Annotated in this window: 19 protein-coding genes; 5 read left to right on the top strand and 14 right to left on the bottom strand. The window is 46.2% G+C overall.

The features are described from left to right. Positions 1–243 precede the first annotated feature (243 nt). Entirely contained in the window at positions 244–591 is a 348-nt protein-coding gene (locus ASV53_RS14345) for a 5-carboxymethyl-2-hydroxymuconate Delta-isomerase (protein ID WP_094957566.1), read from the top strand. Between the two features lies 1 nt (position 592). Here the strand turns inward: ASV53_RS14345 and ASV53_RS14340 are convergent, their stop codons facing one another. From ASV53_RS14340 to glpX, 4 genes are all read right to left on the bottom strand, one after another. Then, complete coding sequence (locus tag ASV53_RS14340) at positions 593–913, bottom strand: DUF3135 domain-containing protein (protein ID WP_062688452.1); 321 nt, start codon at positions 911–913, stop codon at positions 593–595. 159 nt (positions 914–1,072) lie between these two features. After that, positions 1,073–1,816, bottom strand: a complete 744-nt coding sequence (locus ASV53_RS14335; RefSeq protein WP_094957565.1) for a ferredoxin--NADP reductase — start codon at positions 1,814–1,816, stop codon at positions 1,073–1,075. Between the two features lie 15 nt (positions 1,817–1,831). Next, complete coding sequence (locus ASV53_RS14330) at positions 1,832–2,449, bottom strand: helix-turn-helix transcriptional regulator (protein ID WP_094957567.1); 618 nt, start codon at positions 2,447–2,449, stop codon at positions 1,832–1,834. A 237-nt stretch (positions 2,450–2,686) separates the two neighbouring features. Beyond that, positions 2,687–3,694 carry a class II fructose-bisphosphatase gene (glpX, locus tag ASV53_RS14325; protein WP_062688329.1) on the bottom strand — a complete coding sequence of 336 codons (1,008 nt, stop codon included), beginning with the start codon at positions 3,692–3,694 and terminating at the stop codon, positions 2,687–2,689. Between the two features lie 188 nt (positions 3,695–3,882). Here glpX and ASV53_RS25480 point away from each other — a divergent pair, with 188 nt between their 5' ends. Beyond that, positions 3,883–4,056, top strand: coding sequence for a hypothetical protein (locus tag ASV53_RS25480; RefSeq protein ID WP_157072541.1), 174 nt, complete (start codon positions 3,883–3,885; stop codon positions 4,054–4,056). 191 nt (positions 4,057–4,247) lie between these two features. On the opposite strand, the gene glpK is transcribed toward ASV53_RS25480, so the two are convergent. Further along, a complete protein-coding gene (gene glpK, locus ASV53_RS14320) occupies positions 4,248–5,771 on the bottom strand; it encodes a glycerol kinase GlpK (RefSeq protein ID WP_062688331.1) in 1,524 nt (507 codons plus the stop codon). Positions 5,772–5,888: 117 nt separating this feature from the next. Next, positions 5,889–6,740, bottom strand: coding sequence for an MIP/aquaporin family protein (locus ASV53_RS14315; RefSeq protein ID WP_094957564.1), 852 nt, complete (start codon positions 6,738–6,740; stop codon positions 5,889–5,891). Positions 6,741–7,481: 741 nt separating this feature from the next. Between ASV53_RS14315 and zapB the strand changes: the two genes are divergently transcribed. Further along, entirely contained in the window at positions 7,482–7,724 is a 243-nt protein-coding gene (gene zapB / locus ASV53_RS14310) for a cell division protein ZapB (protein WP_062688334.1), read from the top strand. Positions 7,725–7,905: 181 nt separating this feature from the next. Here zapB and rraA read toward each other — a convergent pair whose 3' ends face one another. The 7 genes from rraA to priA all read right to left on the bottom strand — a co-directional run bounded on the left by rraA (position 7,906) and on the right by priA (position 15,871). Beyond that, the gene (gene rraA, locus ASV53_RS14305; protein WP_062688336.1) at positions 7,906–8,391 is read right to left on the bottom strand and encodes a ribonuclease E activity regulator RraA; all 486 of its coding nucleotides are present in this window, start codon (positions 8,389–8,391) and stop codon (positions 7,906–7,908) included. A gap of 188 nt (positions 8,392–8,579) precedes the next feature. Next, the gene (locus tag ASV53_RS14300) at positions 8,580–9,488 is read right to left on the bottom strand and encodes a 1,4-dihydroxy-2-naphthoate polyprenyltransferase (RefSeq protein ID WP_094957563.1); all 909 of its coding nucleotides are present in this window, start codon (positions 9,486–9,488) and stop codon (positions 8,580–8,582) included. Positions 9,489–9,683: 195 nt separating this feature from the next. Further along, entirely contained in the window at positions 9,684–11,015 is a 1,332-nt protein-coding gene (hslU, locus tag ASV53_RS14295) for an ATP-dependent protease ATPase subunit HslU (protein WP_062688338.1), read from the bottom strand. Positions 11,016–11,025: 10 nt separating this feature from the next. Continuing rightward, the gene (gene hslV / locus ASV53_RS14290; RefSeq protein WP_062688340.1) at positions 11,026–11,553 is read right to left on the bottom strand and encodes an ATP-dependent protease subunit HslV; all 528 of its coding nucleotides are present in this window, start codon (positions 11,551–11,553) and stop codon (positions 11,026–11,028) included. Positions 11,554–11,717: 164 nt separating this feature from the next. Further along, a complete protein-coding gene (locus ASV53_RS14285) occupies positions 11,718–12,317 on the bottom strand; it encodes an SPOR domain-containing protein (RefSeq protein ID WP_094957562.1) in 600 nt (199 codons plus the stop codon). A gap of 172 nt (positions 12,318–12,489) precedes the next feature. Further along, the gene (gene cytR, locus ASV53_RS14280) at positions 12,490–13,497 is read right to left on the bottom strand and encodes a DNA-binding transcriptional regulator CytR (RefSeq protein WP_094957561.1); all 1,008 of its coding nucleotides are present in this window, start codon (positions 13,495–13,497) and stop codon (positions 12,490–12,492) included. Between the two features lie 172 nt (positions 13,498–13,669). Beyond that, complete coding sequence (gene priA, locus ASV53_RS14275) at positions 13,670–15,871, bottom strand: primosomal protein N' (RefSeq protein WP_094957560.1); 2,202 nt, start codon at positions 15,869–15,871, stop codon at positions 13,670–13,672. A 271-nt stretch (positions 15,872–16,142) separates the two neighbouring features. On the opposite strand from priA, the gene rpmE reads away from it, so the two are divergent. After that, a complete protein-coding gene (gene rpmE / locus ASV53_RS14270; protein WP_094957559.1) occupies positions 16,143–16,355 on the top strand; it encodes a 50S ribosomal protein L31 in 213 nt (70 codons plus the stop codon). Between the two features lie 400 nt (positions 16,356–16,755). Then, on the top strand, positions 16,756–18,003 hold the full coding sequence (locus tag ASV53_RS14265) for a malic enzyme-like NAD(P)-binding protein (protein WP_094957558.1): 1,248 nt from the start codon (positions 16,756–16,758) through the stop codon (positions 18,001–18,003). 105 nt (positions 18,004–18,108) lie between these two features. Here ASV53_RS14265 and ASV53_RS25475 read toward each other — a convergent pair whose 3' ends face one another. Further along, a complete protein-coding gene (locus tag ASV53_RS25475; protein ID WP_189337880.1) occupies positions 18,109–18,255 on the bottom strand; it encodes a hypothetical protein in 147 nt (48 codons plus the stop codon). Between the last annotated feature and the right edge of the window lie 117 nt (positions 18,256–18,372).

Raw genomic sequence — 18,372 nt, 5'->3', positions numbered from 1 at the left:
ATTTTACTGTTCAAAATCATTGTCGTGCTTGGTTGTACCTTTTTCGTGAAGAAAAGTGAACAGTGAAAGCGTAATTAATCATAAATTCAGCGTAAATTTTATGTTTCACCGTCAAATAAGACAGTGATCTTTGGTTGAATTTTCACCTATGTAACTCGCTATGAATGGTCAAATATCGTACTGTAATGGCTAAGTGTTAGCAGATTGTGCTGGCGCTAGGGCTGAGTTTTTTAAGGAGGAAAAATGCCAAATCTTGTGGTGGAGTATGCCGATCCTGTCGCTGAGCGCGTCAATGTGGCTGGCTTGCTGGATGATTTACACAGGGTAATGTTGGCCAGTGGTTTGTTTGAGGCCGATGCTGTCAAAACGCGCGCTTATCCTTGCCATAATTGGTTGATTGGTGAAGATGGTGTTAAACAAACGTTTATCCATATCGAGCTGAGCTTATTGGCTGGACGAACGATCGAGCAAAAGCGAATTTTAACCCGAGAGGTAATGGGCGAGCTTGAAAAGCATGCTGCTGACATTAATAGCTTAACGATTGATATTCGCGACATGGATCCAGAGACATTCTTAAAAGTCAGTGCGTAATCTAGGATGCCGAGGGTGGTCGACGAAAGGGCTTAATATCAGCCTGTTGGTGCTTGATAGTCTCGGGTGCCGTTAGGGCTTGTGAGAAGCGGATAAATTGCTTGTGAAGTTCTTTTCGTAGCATCACATTGACATGGTTAGGGTTTTTACCTGTCGCGATGACGTGATTAATGTGGCTAAGCTGAGCTTGAAGGCGAGGCTGCATCGCTTCACTGGCATTATCGATGATCTGTTGGCTCATGGTGATACGCAGCGTTTCTAAGGCGGCAGGGTCGTGCTCTGCCATTGTTTTGAGTTCATCAAAACTGGGTAATGTTTGCAGGTGTGGAGGTGAGTGGCTTGAACTCTCGGACAAATGATCTGACATTATCGGCTTCCTTCTTCAGCTTACCTTCTTACCCTAGCCAGTCAGTTGAGATCTTGACTGGCTCAGAGTTGAGACAAGCCCAATAAAAGGGAGTTGTTTCTCGTTTTTATGTAATTACCAGTAATGTTCCATCGTTATCTGCCCTGGCGCTCGACGTAAATTTTTCGCCAGTCCTTTTTGCTCTAATGCTGCTTTAGTGTCACGGACCATTTCAGGGTTGCCACATAACATCACTTGGCTTTGTTCTGCATTAAGCGTTAAGCCGACATGACGCTCCAATAAACCATCTGCAATCGCAAGGGGAACACGTCCGGTGAGTGATAGCATCGCAGGTTCACGGCTGACAAACGGTTGTACTATAAGTTGGTCGGGGTATTGTTCTTTGAGGGCATTGATTTCAGCTTGATAGCTTAAGTCTGCAGCATAGCGCACTGCGTGCACCAGTACGACTTTACGGAAACGCTTCCAGACTTCTTTCTCACGTAGCATGGACAGGTAAGGGCCAATGGCAGTCCCCGTCGCTAATAGCCACAAGTGTTCACCTGGAGGTACTTCGCTTAGCATGAAGTAGCCTGTTGCTCGCGCAGAGACATAAACCTGATCGCCTGTCTCTAGCTGGTGCAAACGGGGGGATAGCAAGCCATCAGCAACCCGTGTTGCGTAAATTTCAATGGTGTTATCACTTGGTGGGTTAACAAATGAATAAGCCCGCTGGATCATCTTTCCGTCGATTTCTAAACCGAGTTTAGTGAACTGCCCTGCTTTAAAGGGTTCGATATTTGCTCGTAACGTCAGGCTAAACAAATCGTTATTCCAATGACGATTGTTTATTACTTCCGCGGGGATCCAGTCAGCCATAGTTGGCTCCTTATTCTAATTGTTCATGATTCGATAAGCGCAACGCCTCTCTCCGGCGATAATGTGGTCGTTCCTTACGACAAGGTATTCATTTCCCAATAAACGTTGGAAGACATTTAATTCTGATTGGCACAGTGATGGGCAACGTTTGGCTGCGTGGCAAATAGGGCAGTGGTTTTCAACCAGCAGGTAGCCTTGCTCATCGTGAAGCAGCTCAGCCATGTAGCCTTCCTGCTCCCTGAGTGTAGTCAGTAATTCGAGTTTTTCTTTTAAATTTTCACACTTTGCTAGTGCTTGTTGGTATTGCTCGAACGTTTGTTGTTCACGTTGATTAATTACTTTTTCCAAACCGCTAGCGCCAAATAAATCTTCGACTGAATCGAGCATTTGAATGATCAAATCACCATGACGATCGGTGAATTGGTTGTGCCCTTGTGCCGTTAAACGCCAGTGGCGAGTTGGGCGGCCCACCTTCACTTTTACATCGTGAAAATCAACCAACCCAGATTCTTCTAGCCCTTGAAGGTGTTGGCGAACCCCCATGGTTGTTAGGCGTAATTCTTGTGCCAGCGCCTTGGCGGTGACATCACCTTCACGCTTCATTCTTTGAAGAATTTTATCGATTGTTTTCATAGCACCATCTTCCTCTGTCATCACTATTATGTAACCAGCTAGCTAAATAAAGCAACGACTTTACAAACTAAGCATAGAAGATGATGCAAGCTTATGGGAGTGAAAATATGAGAGTGAGGGCGATTAAAGAATAGGCAGAATGCGAACGAGGGAAATGTGACAGCATAAAAAAGCGCGCCAAAGGAGGCACGCTTTATGACTACGAATAGTGTGTCGCGAAAAGCTAATAAGCGCTACTTAGATGATGTGGCCTTTAATCGCATCGTCTTTACGTGATAAGTAGTGCGTTGATTTAATACGACGGATCGTACGGCACTTACCACGGATCAGTAGGGTTTCAGTCGTTGCCATATCACCTTGGCGGCTAATGCCTTCCAGTAGATCGCCTTTCGTAATACCTGTACCTGCAAAAATCACGTTATCGCTTTTTGCCATGTCTTCCATGCGCAGTAGCTTGTTTGGTTCGATACCCATCTCGCCACAACGGTCAATTTCAATCTGACCAAGACGACGATTTTCTTCGTTGTCTTCTTTCACTTGATGGCGAGGGATCAAACGGCCATGCATGTCACCGCCAAGGGCGCGAATGGCTGCAGCCGAAACCACACCTTCAGGTGCGCCACCGATGCAGTACATTACGTCGACTTCGCTATCAGGCATACAGGTCAGGATCGACGCTGCTACATCACCATCAGGGAAGGCGAAGACACGTACACCCATCGCTTGCATGTCGACAATAATTTGATCATGACGCGGTTTCGCTAACGTCGTCACAACCAGTGAATCGAGTGTTTTACCCAATGCTGCTGCGATGTTTTCTAGGTTTTCAGCCAGTGGCTTGTCTAGGTCAATAGCCCCTTTTGCGCCAGGACCAACAACCAATTTTTCCATGTACATGTCTGGTGCTTTAAGGAATGAGCCTTTTTCACCAGCAGCAAGTACTGCTAACGCGTTGTTTTGGCCCATCGCGGTCATGCGAGTGCCTTCGATTGGGTCAACGGCGATGTCTACTGCATCACCACCCAAACCGACTTTTTCACCAATGTAGAGCATTGGTGCTTCATCGATTTCACCTTCACCAATAACGATCTCACCTTCAATTTCGGTTTGATTCAGAAGGGTACGCATAACTTCAACTGCTGCGCCATCGGCAGCATTTTTGTCACCACGGCCAAGCCATTTGTAGCCAGCCAGTGCGGCACCTTCAGTGACACGGGAAAATGCCATCGCTAAATCGCGTTTCATGGTTACTCCGGAAGTAGAAAACAGTGGGCTTTTTAACTGGCGGGGATCTTATCACAGCTTGAGTGAAACGTTTGCGTTAATTTATTTCTGTGCACTATCAAGTAGTAGGCGTGAAAAAGATCACGATAATAAATATGGCTTTCGGTCAAAATGTTAGCATAAAAATATAACAGAAATAGCGAGATACGATGCATAGGCTGATCAAGCGCTTTCGCCGCGAGGTGAAACAAGAAAACCAACAACTAAACAAGCGACAACAGAGCCAAGCCCACAACCAATTATTGCGCCTTGAATACGGGTTATTAATCTTACTGATAGCCATTATTGTCGTGCCGATCTTGTGGCATAGCTTAATCGCGTAGTCATGGCTGAAAACTGGTGAGGTGGGTGTTGTTGAATATTCTGTTTGATTGATGGCGGTGTGATTGCTTAAAAGACGATGAAAAGAAAACAATTGAATTGAAATGACAAAGAAAAGGTCTGCTAGTGCAGACCTTTTTTGAAGGGTGAACCTCTGAGAGAGTTAATGATCACTCGTTACTGTTCGGCACCGTTACTCGTCATCGTAGTCTTCATCGATTGCCCAGCCTTTTGCACATTCAACCGCACGTTGCCAGCCACGGTAGCGGCGTTCACGTTTCTTGTCGTTGGCACAAGGTAGGAAGTTACGATCTAGCACTGCTTTGTCTTTTAGCTCATCAATGCTGTCCCAGAAGCCAACGGCAAGGCCAGCTAAGTACGCAGCACCCAGTGCTGTGACTTCCGTTACAACCGGACGGTGTACCTCAGTGTCGAGGATATCTGATTGGAACTGCATTAAGAAGTTATTGGCTACCGCGCCGCCATCAACACGTAGGCTGGCTAGTTTGATACCCGAGTCCGCTTGCATAGCGTCCAATACGTCACGTGTTTGGTAAGCCACACTTTCCAGCGTTGCACGAATAATGTGGTTAGAGTTAACACCACGCGTTAGGCCAACAATTGCCCCACGAGCATACGGGTCCCAGTAAGGTGCACCTAAGCCCGTAAATGCAGGTACGACGTATACGCCGTTAGCACTGCCGACTTTTTCTGCAAAGTATTCAGAGTCGCTCGCATCACTCAGCAGTTTCACTTCATCGCGTAGCCACTGTACTGATGCGCCACCCATAAATACGGCGCCTTCGAGTGCGTAAGCCACGTCACCTTTAGGGCCACAGGCTAGCGTCGTCAATAGACCATTGTGCGAGGTCACTTTTTCTTTGCCTGTGTTCATGAGCAAGAAACAGCCCGTACCGTAGGTGTTTTTCGCTTGACCTTGTTCAACACACATTTGGCCAAATAGTGCGGCTTGTTGGTCACCTGCAATACCAGAGATTGGAATACGCGTACCGCCTTTACCACCAATGTTAGTTTGGCCGTACACTTGAGAAGAGGGTTTCACTTCAGGCATCATAGACAGTGGAATATCTAAAGCTTTCAGCAGTTTTTCATCCCATTGTAGGGTGTTGATGTTAAACACCATAGTACGTGAAGCATTGGTGTAATCAGTAACGTGAACACGTCCTTGAGTCATCTTCCAGATCAGCCAAGTATCAACGGTACCAAAGAGTAGATTACCGGCTTCTGCTTCTTCACGTGCGCCTTCTACATTATCCAGAATCCATTTAATTTTGGTGCCAGAGAAATACGGGTCGACCACCAGGCCAGTGTTTTCACGGATGTACTCTTCTAGCCCTTCACCTTTCAGGCCTTCACAAATATCAGCAGTACGGCGGCATTGCCATACAATCGCATTGTAAACAGGCTTACCGGTGTTTTTATCCCAAACAATGGTGGTTTCACGTTGGTTGGTGATACCAATACCCGCGACTTGGTCTGAGCGGATGCCTGCTTTGGCAAGTACTTCCACTAAGGTTGAACTTTGCGTTGCATAGATCTCAAGAGGATCGTGCTCAACCCAGCCTGCTTTTGGATAAATCTGGGTGAATTCACGTTGAGAAGAGCAGACGATGTTGGCGTTGTGGTCTAACACAACCGCGCGGGAACTAGTCGTACCCTGATCAAGTGCAACAATGTACTTTTGCTCAGTGGTCATAACATTTTCCTCGATGTATTTTTATAGGGTAGTAGAGATGGACGCTATCTTCAGCCCGACCACAGACGCTGGGTCGAGCTGGCATCCTATTTTTATGTTCGTTTTATGCTGATGCGATTAAGCATTGGCTGTTTCTTGTTCGCTATCGCCTTCGCATTTATTTGGTAGGGTGCAGTTGTTGCCTGGCAGGTAAGTACCAATCACTTTCGGGTACAACCAGCCACCAAAACATGCGCCGAAGATAGGCGCCAGTATTGGCACTATCATATATGGAATATCTTTACCGCCAGTCAGTGCCATGTCACCCCATCCCGCCATGAAGGCAAAGAACTTAGGGCCAAAGTCACGAGCTGGGTTCATCGCAAAACCAGTTAGTGGACCTAAAGAACCACCGATAATTGCGATTAAAATACCAATCAGTAGAGGGCCCATAGCGCCACGTGGTGCACCGTTCTTATCATCACCAATCGCTAGAATGGCAAACATCAGTACCGCTGTGATCACGAACTCAACCGCAAATGCACCGCTAAAAGACAGGGCTGCATGAGGGTAAGTTGAGAAAACACCGGCGGTTGCTAGGCTGGCTTCGCTGCCTCGGATGATCTGATTTGCGGCTTCGAATTCGGTAAAGAGGTTGCTGTAAAGTGCGTAGATAAGTGCCGCCGAACAGAAAGCACCAAGTACTTGGGCCACAATGTACGGGCCGACTTTGCGTTTATCAAAGCCGTGGAAGAGTGCAAGTGCGATGGTGACTGCTGGGTTGATATGAGCACCGGATACGCCTGCTGTACAGTAGATAGCAAGCGCGACACCGAAGCCCCACATAATACTGACTTCCCACTGGCCGAATTCTGCACCTGTTAATACAAGCGCTGCGACACATCCGACGCCGAAGAAGATCAGCAAACCTGTTCCTATAAACTCAGCGATACACTCTCCGAGGAGGGTGTGTTGTTTTGAGTTGGTCATCTTTCAGTCCTTTTATCGATATGTTGTAGGGGTATCGTTTTTATAGTTATTCACAGCGAGGTGCTGTGTACCGATATTATGAAAATATTTTCGTTCGAATAATGTGCGTTCGAGCATAAAAGGAAAATGACAACGCGTAAACGCGCAAGCGTTTGCGTGTTTTATGATTGAAATCTCATTTTTACTAAATGGTTATTTAAATGCGCGAAAGGCAACATTTTGCTTATGCTACTTTAGGGGTATGTTGTTGAATTGGCATAAAAAATCCGACCTAAAATAGGTCGGATGTGCCAGAGAAGGCAAATCTTGGATAAATCCAAGAGAGATACGATCAAGATAAAAAGTAGCATGGTGAGGCTGCATGAAAATAGATTGAGATCGCAATTCTACGCATTGTTTGGCATGCAATGGCTGAATTATCACACTCCACTCTTTACCTATTCATGCAGGTTTGCGCTGGTTTCGCATAAATGTCGGATTGTAATATCATTCAATGCCACAGGGTGAGAGGATTGCACAAAGGTGCACAGCCGATGGCAAAATGAATAATGCGACGTCGGTATGCAAAAATATCATCAAAATAGGTCTTTTTTTAACCACTTGCGAAAAAGCACTAGAATAGGGGATGCTTGATAGCCTCTGCGTGGTTAGAATAGATTTCAACATCGCATATTAAACACGCTCGTGCCGCGTCTTATCAGGCTTAGTCGAAGGGGCGAGCCTTACAATCAGGTGAAATTTATGTCATTAGAAATGTTGGAAAAGCTAGAATCAAAAGTACAGTTGGCGGTTGATACAATTTCTCTGCTACAAATGGAAATTGAAGAACTAAAAGAACAAAAAGATAGCTTAGCAATGGAAGCGCAAGAATTGCGTTCTGGCCGTGAAGAACTGATGCAAGATAACGACAAACTTCGCAATGACCATAATGCATGGCAAGAACGTGTTCGTAACCTGCTAGGCAAAATGGAAGGCGTAGAGTAATTGAATACCAATCTTATCTAGATTGGTATCACTCTGGCTTTGACATGCAGCCCAGTGAGCTGAGCTGCATCTAGTGATCACGATGGGAGTGTTACTCACCATCGTGAGAGCTTTATTTAGGACTAGGTACGAAAGACCCGCCTGAAAGCGACAGGTAAGGTGTTAACAGGTGTTTACCCTGTTAATCAATATCGAGTGGATCTTGCGATAAGATCACTCCAGTATTATCTGCGTAGATATGATCTTCTGGTAAGAAGGTTACCCCACCAAAGTTAACGGCAACATCCACTTCACCCACACCTTGCTCGTCAGCACCGACAGGAATAGACGCTAACGCGTGGATGCCTAAATCGAGCTCATCAAGTTCATCGACATGGCGAACACTGCCATACACGATAATCCCTTCCCATTCGTTATCAGCGGCTAATTGCGCCAGTTCTGCATCGATCAGTGCTCGACGTAATGAACCCCCGCCATCAATCAGTAATACGCGTCCTGCACCGTCTTGCTCTAAGACCGTATGGATCAGCGCATTGTCTTCGAAACATTTAACTGTGGAGACTTGGCCGCCAAACGAGCTGCGACCGCCATAAGAGCTGAACATAGGCTCTACTACATCTACTTTATCGAGGTAGATATCGCATAGCTCTGAGGTGTTGTATTCCATAAGTTCACTTCTTGTTGTGGCGAAAGGCTGAAGGAGTCAGTTCGGTGGCTAGTACGGATTCAGTACAGGCACAGAAATTGTCCTAACTTGTTGAAAGTATAACCAGCTAAAAGGGCATTGCAATAAGTGACTAACGGACGATACGCACTTTGAGGGGACGGTCTCGTCGTTAGTCCATGTGGGTGCGTTTAAGAGAGCATCACACCAGCTGCAAACAAAATATTGGTCAGTAGAGCGCATTTCACCATGGTTGCCATCATAGGGCGAAGGGCGGCACCGTCGGCAGACTGCATCACTTTTTTACCGTGGCTAAATAGCAATGGAACGCTAAGCACAAATAGCCAACCAAATGGTGAGTGCATTTCAAGTAAGGCAAATAGCGCCAAGCAAATAACACTACCGGCTAGCAAAAATAGATGATATTTACGGCCCCATTCTGGTCCCATCCGAACGGCTAAGGTTAACTTGCCACAGGCACGATCGTTGTCGATATCACGTAGGTTATTAATGTTGAGTACACCAACAGCCAATAAACCACAGGCTGTTGCAGGTAACATGATCACTGAATCGATTTGCCCTGCTTGCAGGTAATAGGTACCAGCAACGCCTAGCCAACCAAAAAACATCAGTACTGATAAATCGCCTAAACCACGGTAACCATAAGGCTTATTACCGACGGTATAGGCAATTGAAGCGGCAATTGCCATCAGGCCTAGCAGCATAAAACCGAACATGTCTTGTAAGTTATTACAGGCTAAGAAGATCAATGTAAGCCCGCTAGCAACGGTTAACACGATATTTAAGCCCATGGCAGTGCGCATGGCTTGTGGCGTCACAAGACCTGACTGAATCGCGCGCTGCGGCCCAAGACGGTCGTCGTTATCTGTGCCTTTGATGGCGTCGCCATAATCATTAGCCAGATTAGATAAAATTTGAAGTAACAGGGCAGTCAGTAATGCTAACCCTGAGATTGATGCAGAAAAACTTCCTTGCCATCCTGCCACCGCGCTACCACAAACAATGGATGCTATAGCCAGCGGAAGTGTTTTCGGCCGAGCTGCATCTAACCAAATCGCGAGTGAAGAAGATGATTTCATAATATCGTACTTAGCAATGTATCAAGTGGCTATTATGGCGCAATTCGTCCGATGGGCAAATTTATCGCAACAATGTTTGTTTCAGAACAAAATTTGTGAAGCCGGTAATAGTTTTTCGGTCATATCTAGGTACAAAAAAAACGGCGCAATAAATGCGCCGTTAATCGGTGTTTTTCTCTGTCGTAGCGTAGATAACTACAAAATGAAGCGGCTTAGATCTTCATCTTCAACGAGTTCACCTAAGCGTTCGTTGACGTAATCAGCATTGATAACCAGTACGTGCCCAGACTTTTCTGATGCATCGTAAGACAGCTCTTCCATCAAGCGTTCCATCACAGTATGTAAGCGACGAGCACCGATATTTTCCGTGCGCTCATTCACTTGCCATGCGGCTTCTGCTAGCTTATCAATACCATCTTCAGTAAATGAAATCTCGACAGACTCGGTTTCCATCAGCGCACGGTATTGCTCCGTAAGCGAGGCATTTGGCTCGGTTAGGATGCGTTTAAAGTCGTGACTCGTTAGGGGTTCTAACTCGACACGAATGGGTAAGCGGCCTTGCAGTTCAGGGATCAGGTCTGACGGTTTTGCAACTTGGAATGCACCTGATGCAACAAACAGGATGTGATCGGTTTTTACCATGCCGTGCTTGGTTGATACTGTGCTGCCTTCGACGAGTGGTAGTAGATCGCGCTGAACACCCTCACGAGACACATCTGGGCCTGATGACTCACCACGCTTACAGATTTTGTCGATCTCATCTAAGAAGACGATACCGTTGTTTTCAACCGCGAAGATAGCTTGTTCTTTTAGCTCTTCTTGGTTTACTAGCTTAGCGGCTTCTTCTTCAGAGGCGGCTTTCAGCGCGTCTTTGATTTTCATCTTGCGCTTTTTCGAAGTGTTGCCCGCAAGGTTTTGGAACATGCCTTGCAGCTGGTTGGTCATGTCTTCCATGCCCGGAGGTGCCATGATTTCCACACCCATTTGTGGCGCAGCGATATCAATTTCAACTTCTTTGTCGTCTAGTTTACCTTCGCGTAATTTCTTACGGAAAGATTGACGCGTTGATGAGTGGTTATCGCCTTCTTCATTTTGGCCCCACGCATCGCGTGCTGGTGGTAACAAAATGTCGAGAATACGGTCTTCAGCTTGTTCTTCTGCGCGGAATTTTACTTTTTCCATCGCTTGTTGGTGAACCATTTTCACTGCGACATCGGTTAAGTCGCGGATAATGGTTTCTACTTCTTTGCCCACATAGCCCACTTCCGTGAACTTAGTGGCTTCGACTTTAATGAAAGGTGCATTAGCCAGTTTTGCTAAACGGCGGGCGATTTCAGTTTTACCGACACCCGTTGGACCGATCATTAGAATATTTTTAGGGGTGACTTCAACACGCAGCTCTTCTGGAAGCTGCATGCGACGCCAGCGGTTACGCAATGCAATGGCAACTGCGCGTTTTGCTTTATCTTGGCCGATAATGTGGCGATCAAGTTCGTGAACAATCTCGCGTGGAGTCATCTCAGACATGGCAACTTCCTTACTTGGTCTCTAGTTCTTCAACGGTGTGGTTATGGTTGGTGAATACGCAGATGTCGCCAGCAATATTGAGGGATTTCTCTGCGATCTCACGTGCACCAAGGTCGGTATTTTCAAGCAATGCAATCGCAGCTGCTTGTGCAAAGTTACCACCAGAACCAATCGCAATCAGATCGTTTTCAGGCTGAACCACGTCACCGTTACCAGTGATAATTAACGAGCCCGTTTCATCGGCAACGGCCAATAAGGCTTCAAGTTTGCGTAGCGCACGGTCGGTACGCCAGTCTTTCGCAAGTTCCACTGCTGATTTTAGCAAGTGGCCTTGGTGCATCTCGAGTTTACGCTCAAAACGCTCAAATAGAGTGAATGCATCAGCAGTACCGCCAGCAAAACCTGCCAGTACTTTATTGTTATATAAACGGCGGACTTTGCGCGCGTTACCCTTCATCACAGTATTGCCCAGGGAGACCTGACCATCACCTGCGATAACGACTTTTCCGTTTCGACGTACAGATACAATAGTTGTCACGGGGAAACCTCTTTGGTTTGCGCCGGCGTTCAGTGCCGGTATCGATATCATTCTAATCTTGGGATGGTGGCGGGAAATTTCAAGGTGGGAGCTACGTTGGTGATCAAAAAAGGATGCCGTAGCATCCTTTTTTATTGTAAATCATAGGGGCGATATATTGCTTATCACCATTCCCAATACCAAATGGCGCAAGGTTCGATACCGCCACGGCGTAATTGGTTGCGATCGCTTTCCGCTTTCCGTTTTTGCGGATAAGGGCCAAGTATTACGCGGTGCCATTTCCCTTTTTCGCCTTGTGCTACTTTAATTTGGCTAGTAAGGCCTTGGAATGCAATCATGGCTTTACGCTCTTCTGCTTGTTCTAAGCTGCGGTAAGCGCCGCATTGCATTAAATAAGGGCGTGTTGGTTTCTGCTCTTTTTTGCTTTCTACTTTCACTTCTTTATTTTCAAGCTCTTCGATATAGCGCCATTTCTCTTCAGGTTTTGGCGGTAAATCGGCTTTTGGCTTGATCGTCGGTTTTGGGGCTACCACCGCTGGTTTGGCGACTTGTGGTTTTACCGTTTTAGGCTTGGTGACTGGCGCTTGAGCTGGCGCAGGGTCACTGGTCGCTAAAAAATATAAGCCATAGCCTAAAGCGCCCACCAAAAGTACGGCAATGACTGCCCATTTGATAGGAAAAGAACGAGTCGCAGTCGTTTTACGACGGTTATTAGCTGGCTTTTTCGGCGCGCGCCCGCGCTTTACATAATCTTTAGTGGCCACAATGCTGACAATACAAGGAATTCGGTATCGCTATGGTACAAACTTGGATGGATACTGACTAGTGTCAGAGTCAATTTAGGCTTGAAAGTGGGGGATAATTGACGTGAGAAGTGTGAGCTTATGCGCAAAACGATAAGCTCACGATCTAGTTGGTAGTGGTTATTGCGCTGGCTTATGCCAGTGGTGGTGGTGCTGCGCTTTCTCGGATAACCAATTTTGCATCAAGTAAACGTGAACCTGCTTGCACATCTTTGCCTTTTAGTAACTCCAATAGCATCAACATTGCTTGGCGACCAATCTCATAACGTGGTTGTGAAACCGTGGTTAATGGTGGATCGCAGTATTCTGCAAATTGGATATCATCAAAGCCGACGATTGAGATGTCTTGAGGAACGCGTAACCCTAACCGTTTAGCTTGTTGCATTGCACCAATGGCCATTACGTCACTGTGACTAAAGATAGCGGTTGGTGGCTCTGGTAGCGACAACAGTGCTGTCACTGCGCGTGCACCCGCGGCAAACGAGAAGTCACCTTTTACGGTATAGGCTGGATTGAGCTCTACACCAGCACGGCGTAGTGCTTGCTGGTAGCCTTGCGAACGGAAATGACACAAGGGTGCTGTGTCTGGTCCAGAAATTTGCGCGATACGATGATGGCCCATCTGAGTGAGGTAGTTAACCGCTTCAAATGCCGCTGTCAGGTTATCGATCTGGACTGTCGGTAGTTCGAGTTCAGGTGAATATTCGCAGGCCATTACCAAGGGTGGTAGGTTTTTCTGTTCAGGCTTGCTGACATCAAACGGCAGATCGGTGCCCAGTAATAGCATACCGTCTGCTTGCTTGGTAAAGACAAGATTCACGAATGAATTCTCGCGGTTTTTTTGTTGACCGCTATCACCTAATAAAACCAAATAACCATGTTCCATTGCGGCTTCTTCGATACCTCGAATAAGCTCACTGAAATAAGGGTCACAAATGTCTGGAACAATAGTGACGATGGTTTTGGATTCGTTTCGACGAAGATTTCTTGCTAGTGAATTCGGTGAATAACCAGACTCCATGACAGCTTGCTCGACTTTTTTTCGAGTTGATGCCGACACTTTTTCCGGGTTCATTAACGCACGAGATACCGTGGCTGTTGATACGCCGGCGAGCTGGGCAACATCCTTCATTGTCGCCATAGTTGCACTTCCTCTCTATGATTTCTCTCATAAAATTGCCGGAGGACCATAGCCAAAAAGGGCAGATACCTTAACCGACAAGCTCGCTATTGTAGGCATTTCTACATAAATTAAACATGCCTTTGATGGCATAAATTACATTCGGTATGTGATCTATCTCGCATTGCCTATTTTAAGTCAAATCTTGAGGCTCAACATCTATCGACCACCTAACTTTTTTGGCAAGAGGCAGTAATTGCACCATTGGCTTGGCTATATTCAGTAGCTGTTGCAAGGTTTTTCGATCGGGTGCTTGCAACAATAACTGCCAGCGGTAGCGCCCCGCTCGACGGGCTAATGGCGCAGGGTTTGGTCCCATAATGCACACATCTTGGTTAAACCTCGGGCTGGTTTCAAAGGTATTTCGCACTTGCTGTAAGAACTGTAGTACTTGGTCGTTGTCGTTCGATTCCGCCCGCATTAAGGCTAAATATGTGTAAGGCGGTAGCCATGCCTGTTTGCGTTCATTCAGCGCGGCGGAGGCAAAGCTGTCGTAGCCTTTGTGTAATAAATCTTGCAACAATGCATGCTCAGGGTGGTGCGTTTGTAACATGACCTCACCCGGTTTACTGGCGCGTCCTGCTCGGCCTGCAACTTGGATAAACAGTTGAGCTAATCTTTCTGACGCCCGAAAGTCATTACTGAATAATGCACTGTCGACATCAATTAAGGCAACCAGCGTCACGTTAGGGAAATGGTGTCCTTTCGCGAGCATTTGGGTGCCAATTAAAATTTGGTATTCGTTATTTTTGATCGCTTCTAGGTAGTTTTCTAACGACCCTTTACGACGGGTACTATCACGGTCAATCCGTACTGCTTTATATTCTGGGAATAAGGTCGCCAGTTGCTGCTCTAGCTGTTCAGTACCGACACCGACAGGGATCAGCTGCGTTGAACCACAGCCACCGCACTGCGGCATGATAGGACGTTGACCACCACAGTGGTGGCAGCGTAATTCCCCTGTTTGCTGGTGGAAGGTGTAGTGAATATCGCAACGTTGGCAATCGGCTAGCCAACCACATTCATGGCACATGATGGCAGGGGAAAAACCGCGACGGTTCAAAAATAAAATCACCTGATTGCCTGCTTGCAAGTGTTTACGCATTTGGGCGATCAGTGGTGCAGAGAGGCCTGATTCTAAGTACAGCCCTTTGATATCCAATACACCATGACGGGCTTTTTGTGCCACACCTGCACGTTGAGTCAAGGTGAGATGGTGGTATTTACCTGTTTTGGCATTATGTAGGCTTTCTAATGCAGGTGTTGCTGAGCCTAAAATAACAGGGATATTTTCTTTGTTGGCGCGTAATACCGCAATGTCACGGGCGTGATAGCGCAAGCTGTCTTGTTGCTTGTATGAGAGGTCGTGCTCTTCATCAACAATAATAATCCCCAGGTTAGCAAATGGGGTGAATAGCGCCGAGCGAGTACCTATGATGATACCAGCTTGATTATCGCGCCCGGCAAGCCATGCCGATAGGCGTTCGGTGTCATTCAAGCCTGAGTGAATAGTTTCTAGCGGGACATTGAAACGGCGTTTAAAGCGATTAATGGTTTGTGGCGTTAGGCCAATCTCTGGCACCAAAATCAACGCTTGTTTCCCCGCTGCTAACACAGGTTCTAATAAGTTAAGATAGACTTCTGTTTTTCCAGAGCCGGTCACGCCTTCTAGCAAATAACAGCCGTAATCAGGGTTACAGTTGACGGTGGCAATCGCCAAGGCTTGCTCTTCATTTAAGCGTGGCTTTTCTTCGGTGACTTCAAAATGTTTTAGCCAATTATTCAGCTTTGGTTGTTCTGTTTTTTCTTCGATCCAGCCTTTTTCAACTAAAGCTTTGAGCGTCGCAGAGCTAATCTCTTGCGCCAACAGGGCTTCATGGCTGGTTACGCCTTGCTGCAAGACCGTAAGCACTTGTACTTGGCGCGGAGCACGCTTAAGGTTAGTGAGTGGCTGGTTTTTTCCTGCTTCTGTTAATGCCCAGCTTTTTAACGCGGTAGGTGAGGCTTCTCGCCCTTTACGCAATAGGGCTGGCATCGCATTAGCTAAAGTATCCCCCAGTGGATATTGGTAATACTGGCTCGCCCATTTTAATAGACCAAACAGTGCTGGCGACCATAATGTTTCACGGTCGATAACCGTTCCGAGTGGTTTGATTTGTTCTCGCGGAAAATCGGAGTGGTCAGTCAGGGCCACGACAATGCCAATTAGATGCTGACGACCAAATGGCACGCGAACGCGACCACCAATAACAGGGTAGGTATTGGGCTTTATAAGGTAATCAAACGTTTTGTCCAGAGGTACTGGGAGTGCCACTTTGGCTATATCGAGCGTCATCGTAAACTGCAAATCCGCATTAGTTTAAGCGTAAATTAGAGAGGCAGTGTACCTTGCCTAACAAGGTATCCCAAATGCTTGATGAGAAGGTCATTAAAAAGGCGTATTCTACTTTTACTCGGGAATCAGCCATCATTAGTTGATCTGAGTAGTGTGATTGATTACTATACGCGACCTGAATTATCGCCTTGCGCGATAACTATTTTTTTAACGCGTGTGGTGCCCGGCTTTGGATCGGGAGAGCGACACGGCCTTTATTGAGGTTACCCCCATGAAAGTAGGTATTCACCCAGAATACAAAGCTGTAAGTGCTCGTTGCTCTTGCGGTAACGCGTTTGATTTTAACTCTACAATGAACAAAGACATCAACCTTGATGTTTGTGACAAATGTCACCCGTTCTACACTGGTAAGCAACGTCAAGTTAGCACTGGTGGCCGTATTGATAAATTCAACAAGCGTTTCGGTGCGCTTACAAGTAAGTAATTTTTACTTGATAAATACCGCCAAAAGGGACGCTATTGCGTCCCTTTTTGTTTTCTGCTATCTCTATTCCTACCTGAACTATCACGTCGCACTGGTAATATTCTGATTACATATGTGCAAACTCACCAGATTAAAACCACACTAAAAGTAATGCTATCTATTGGTTTTTAGAACAAAAAACCGATATGAAAAAATTGTGACACGCTTTCTACCCCTTTTTTCAATATTGTTAGCGAAAATCGCAATTCGATTGGCTCGACCAGCTTAGCTGAGCTAGGATTTTGACTCGCTATAGAATATGATCTGGCTCGCACGAATTCTAAGCTGGCTTCTTTTTATTACGCCAGATAATTGTTCAGCATCGTATTTTTACCCCCATTATCATCAGGACCAGAACATCATGTCTGAAGATTTTCGCCAACAAGCGCTTCATTACCACGCATACCCAGTTCCAGGCAAAACTGCTATTTCTCTGACTAAGCCTGCCGATACGGTAGAAGACTTAGCACTAGCGTACAGCCCGGGTGTTGCTGAGCCAGTGCGTGAAATCGCGCAGAATGCTGAAAATGTCTACAAGTACACAGGTAAGGGCAACATGGTTGCTGTTATCACTAATGGTACTGCGATTCTTGGCCTTGGAAACCTAGGTCCATTGGCATCAAAGCCCGTAATGGAAGGTAAATCGCTGCTATTCAAACGTTTTGCTGGATTAGACTCGATCGATATCGAAGTGAAGCACCGTACTATCGATGAGTTTGTTGATACGGTTGCTAATATCGCTGACACCTTTGGTGGTATTAACCTTGAAGACATTAAAGCGCCAGATTGCTTTGAAATCGAAAAACGCCTGATTGAGCGCTGTAATGTGCCAGTTTTCCACGATGATCAACATGGCACGGCGATTGTTACTGCTGCGGGTATGTTGAACGCGCTGGATCTACAAGGTAAAACAATCGAAGAGTCTGTGATTGTTTGTCTTGGTGCAGGCGCAGCCGCGGTTGCTTGTATGGAAATGCTCATCAAGTGTGGTGCACAGCGTGAGAAGATTTACATGCTGGATCGTAAAGGCGTGATCCATACGCGTCGTGATGATATTAACGAATACAAGCAACTATTTGCTAACAATACCGATAAACGTACGCTTGAAGATGTGATTGAAGGAGCGGATATCTTTGTGGGTGTTTCTGGTCCTGATTTATTGGCACCTGAAGCATTAAAATTAATGGCAGATAAACCTGTGGTATTTGCTTGTTCAAACCCAGATCCTGAAATTAAACCTGCGCTTGCGCATGCCGTACGTGATGATTTAATCATGGGTACGGGTCGTTCTGATTATCCAAATCAAGTGAACAACGTACTGTGTTTCCCATTCATCTTCCGTGGCGCACTGGATGTACGTGCTAGCCAAATTAACGATGAGATGAAACTGGCCGCAGTGAAGGCTATTCGCGAATTAGCGAAAGAGCCAGTACCGGCGGAAGTGTTAAAAGCTGCAGGTGTTGAGAGCTTGAGCTTTGGCCCTGAATACATTATTCCAAAACCAATGGACCCACGCTTATTACCTCGCGTAGCGAAAGCGGTTGCGGTTGCTGCGGTTGAATCAGGTGTCGCGCAAATCGAGATGCCTAAAGGTTACATGGAAAGTTAATGTAACCTATCTAGTTGAGTTGTAGATTACTCTAAAGCCAGCGGCATTCAGTGTTGCTGGCTTTTTGCTATGTGCGCCTTGCTGTAACGCTTTCTCGCAGTTGACTCACTCTGCTGGTTGTAAGCCTTGCACCATGAGTAGATCAAAGCTTGCAGCCCCAGAGAAGAAGGCCATACCTGCTAATATAATCATTAACATGTATTTTCCACCGATCAAACACATGCCTATTGTGTTAATGACAGAATCTAACATATACCACCTCACCTATTATTGGTTAATAAACAAACGACCGAGGAATATCCGTATTACATCGTATATATCTTACACAAGCATTGTATTAATTGTTCAATAAGGCTAATTGATTACGAT

Origin of the sequence: Photobacterium sanguinicancri (assembly GCF_002265265.1) — a bacterium.
In the GTDB taxonomy this organism is placed as follows: Bacteria; Pseudomonadota; Gammaproteobacteria; order Enterobacterales; family Vibrionaceae; genus Photobacterium; species Photobacterium sanguinicancri.
Note: the sequence above shows the minus strand (reverse complement) of the source record. Positions and strands in the feature narration are given on the sequence as shown.

Bases quoted from the DNA above. Each gene is read 5' to 3' on its own strand.
- ASV53_RS14315 (WP_094957564.1), bottom strand. From the start codon at position 6,740: ATGACCAACTCAAAACAACACACCCTCCTCGGAGAGTGTATCGCTGAG.
- ASV53_RS25475 (WP_189337880.1), bottom strand. From the start codon at position 18,255: ATGTTAGATTCTGTCATTAACACAATAGGCATGTGTTTGATCGGTGGA.
- rpmE (WP_094957559.1), top strand. From the start codon at position 16,143: ATGAAAGTAGGTATTCACCCAGAATACAAAGCTGTAAGTGCTCGTTGC.
- rraA (WP_062688336.1), bottom strand. From the start codon at position 8,391: ATGGAATACAACACCTCAGAGCTATGCGATATCTACCTCGATAAAGTA.
- ASV53_RS14300 (WP_094957563.1), bottom strand. From the start codon at position 9,488: ATGAAATCATCTTCTTCACTCGCGATTTGGTTAGATGCAGCTCGGCCG.
- ASV53_RS14330 (WP_094957567.1), bottom strand. From the start codon at position 2,449: ATGAAAACAATCGATAAAATTCTTCAAAGAATGAAGCGTGAAGGTGAT.
- glpX (WP_062688329.1), bottom strand. From the start codon at position 3,694: ATGAAACGCGATTTAGCGATGGCATTTTCCCGTGTCACTGAAGGTGCC.
- glpK (WP_062688331.1), bottom strand. From the start codon at position 5,771: ATGACCACTGAGCAAAAGTACATTGTTGCACTTGATCAGGGTACGACT.
- ASV53_RS14345 (WP_094957566.1), top strand. From the start codon at position 244: ATGCCAAATCTTGTGGTGGAGTATGCCGATCCTGTCGCTGAGCGCGTC.
- priA (WP_094957560.1), bottom strand. From the start codon at position 15,871: ATGACGCTCGATATAGCCAAAGTGGCACTCCCAGTACCTCTGGACAAA.
- cytR (WP_094957561.1), bottom strand. From the start codon at position 13,497: ATGGCGACAATGAAGGATGTTGCCCAGCTCGCCGGCGTATCAACAGCC.
- hslU (WP_062688338.1), bottom strand. From the start codon at position 11,015: ATGTCTGAGATGACTCCACGCGAGATTGTTCACGAACTTGATCGCCAC.
- zapB (WP_062688334.1), top strand. From the start codon at position 7,482: ATGTCATTAGAAATGTTGGAAAAGCTAGAATCAAAAGTACAGTTGGCG.
- ASV53_RS14265 (WP_094957558.1), top strand. From the start codon at position 16,756: ATGTCTGAAGATTTTCGCCAACAAGCGCTTCATTACCACGCATACCCA.
- ASV53_RS14335 (WP_094957565.1), bottom strand. From the start codon at position 1,816: ATGGCTGACTGGATCCCCGCGGAAGTAATAAACAATCGTCATTGGAAT.
- ASV53_RS25480 (WP_157072541.1), top strand. From the start codon at position 3,883: ATGCATAGGCTGATCAAGCGCTTTCGCCGCGAGGTGAAACAAGAAAAC.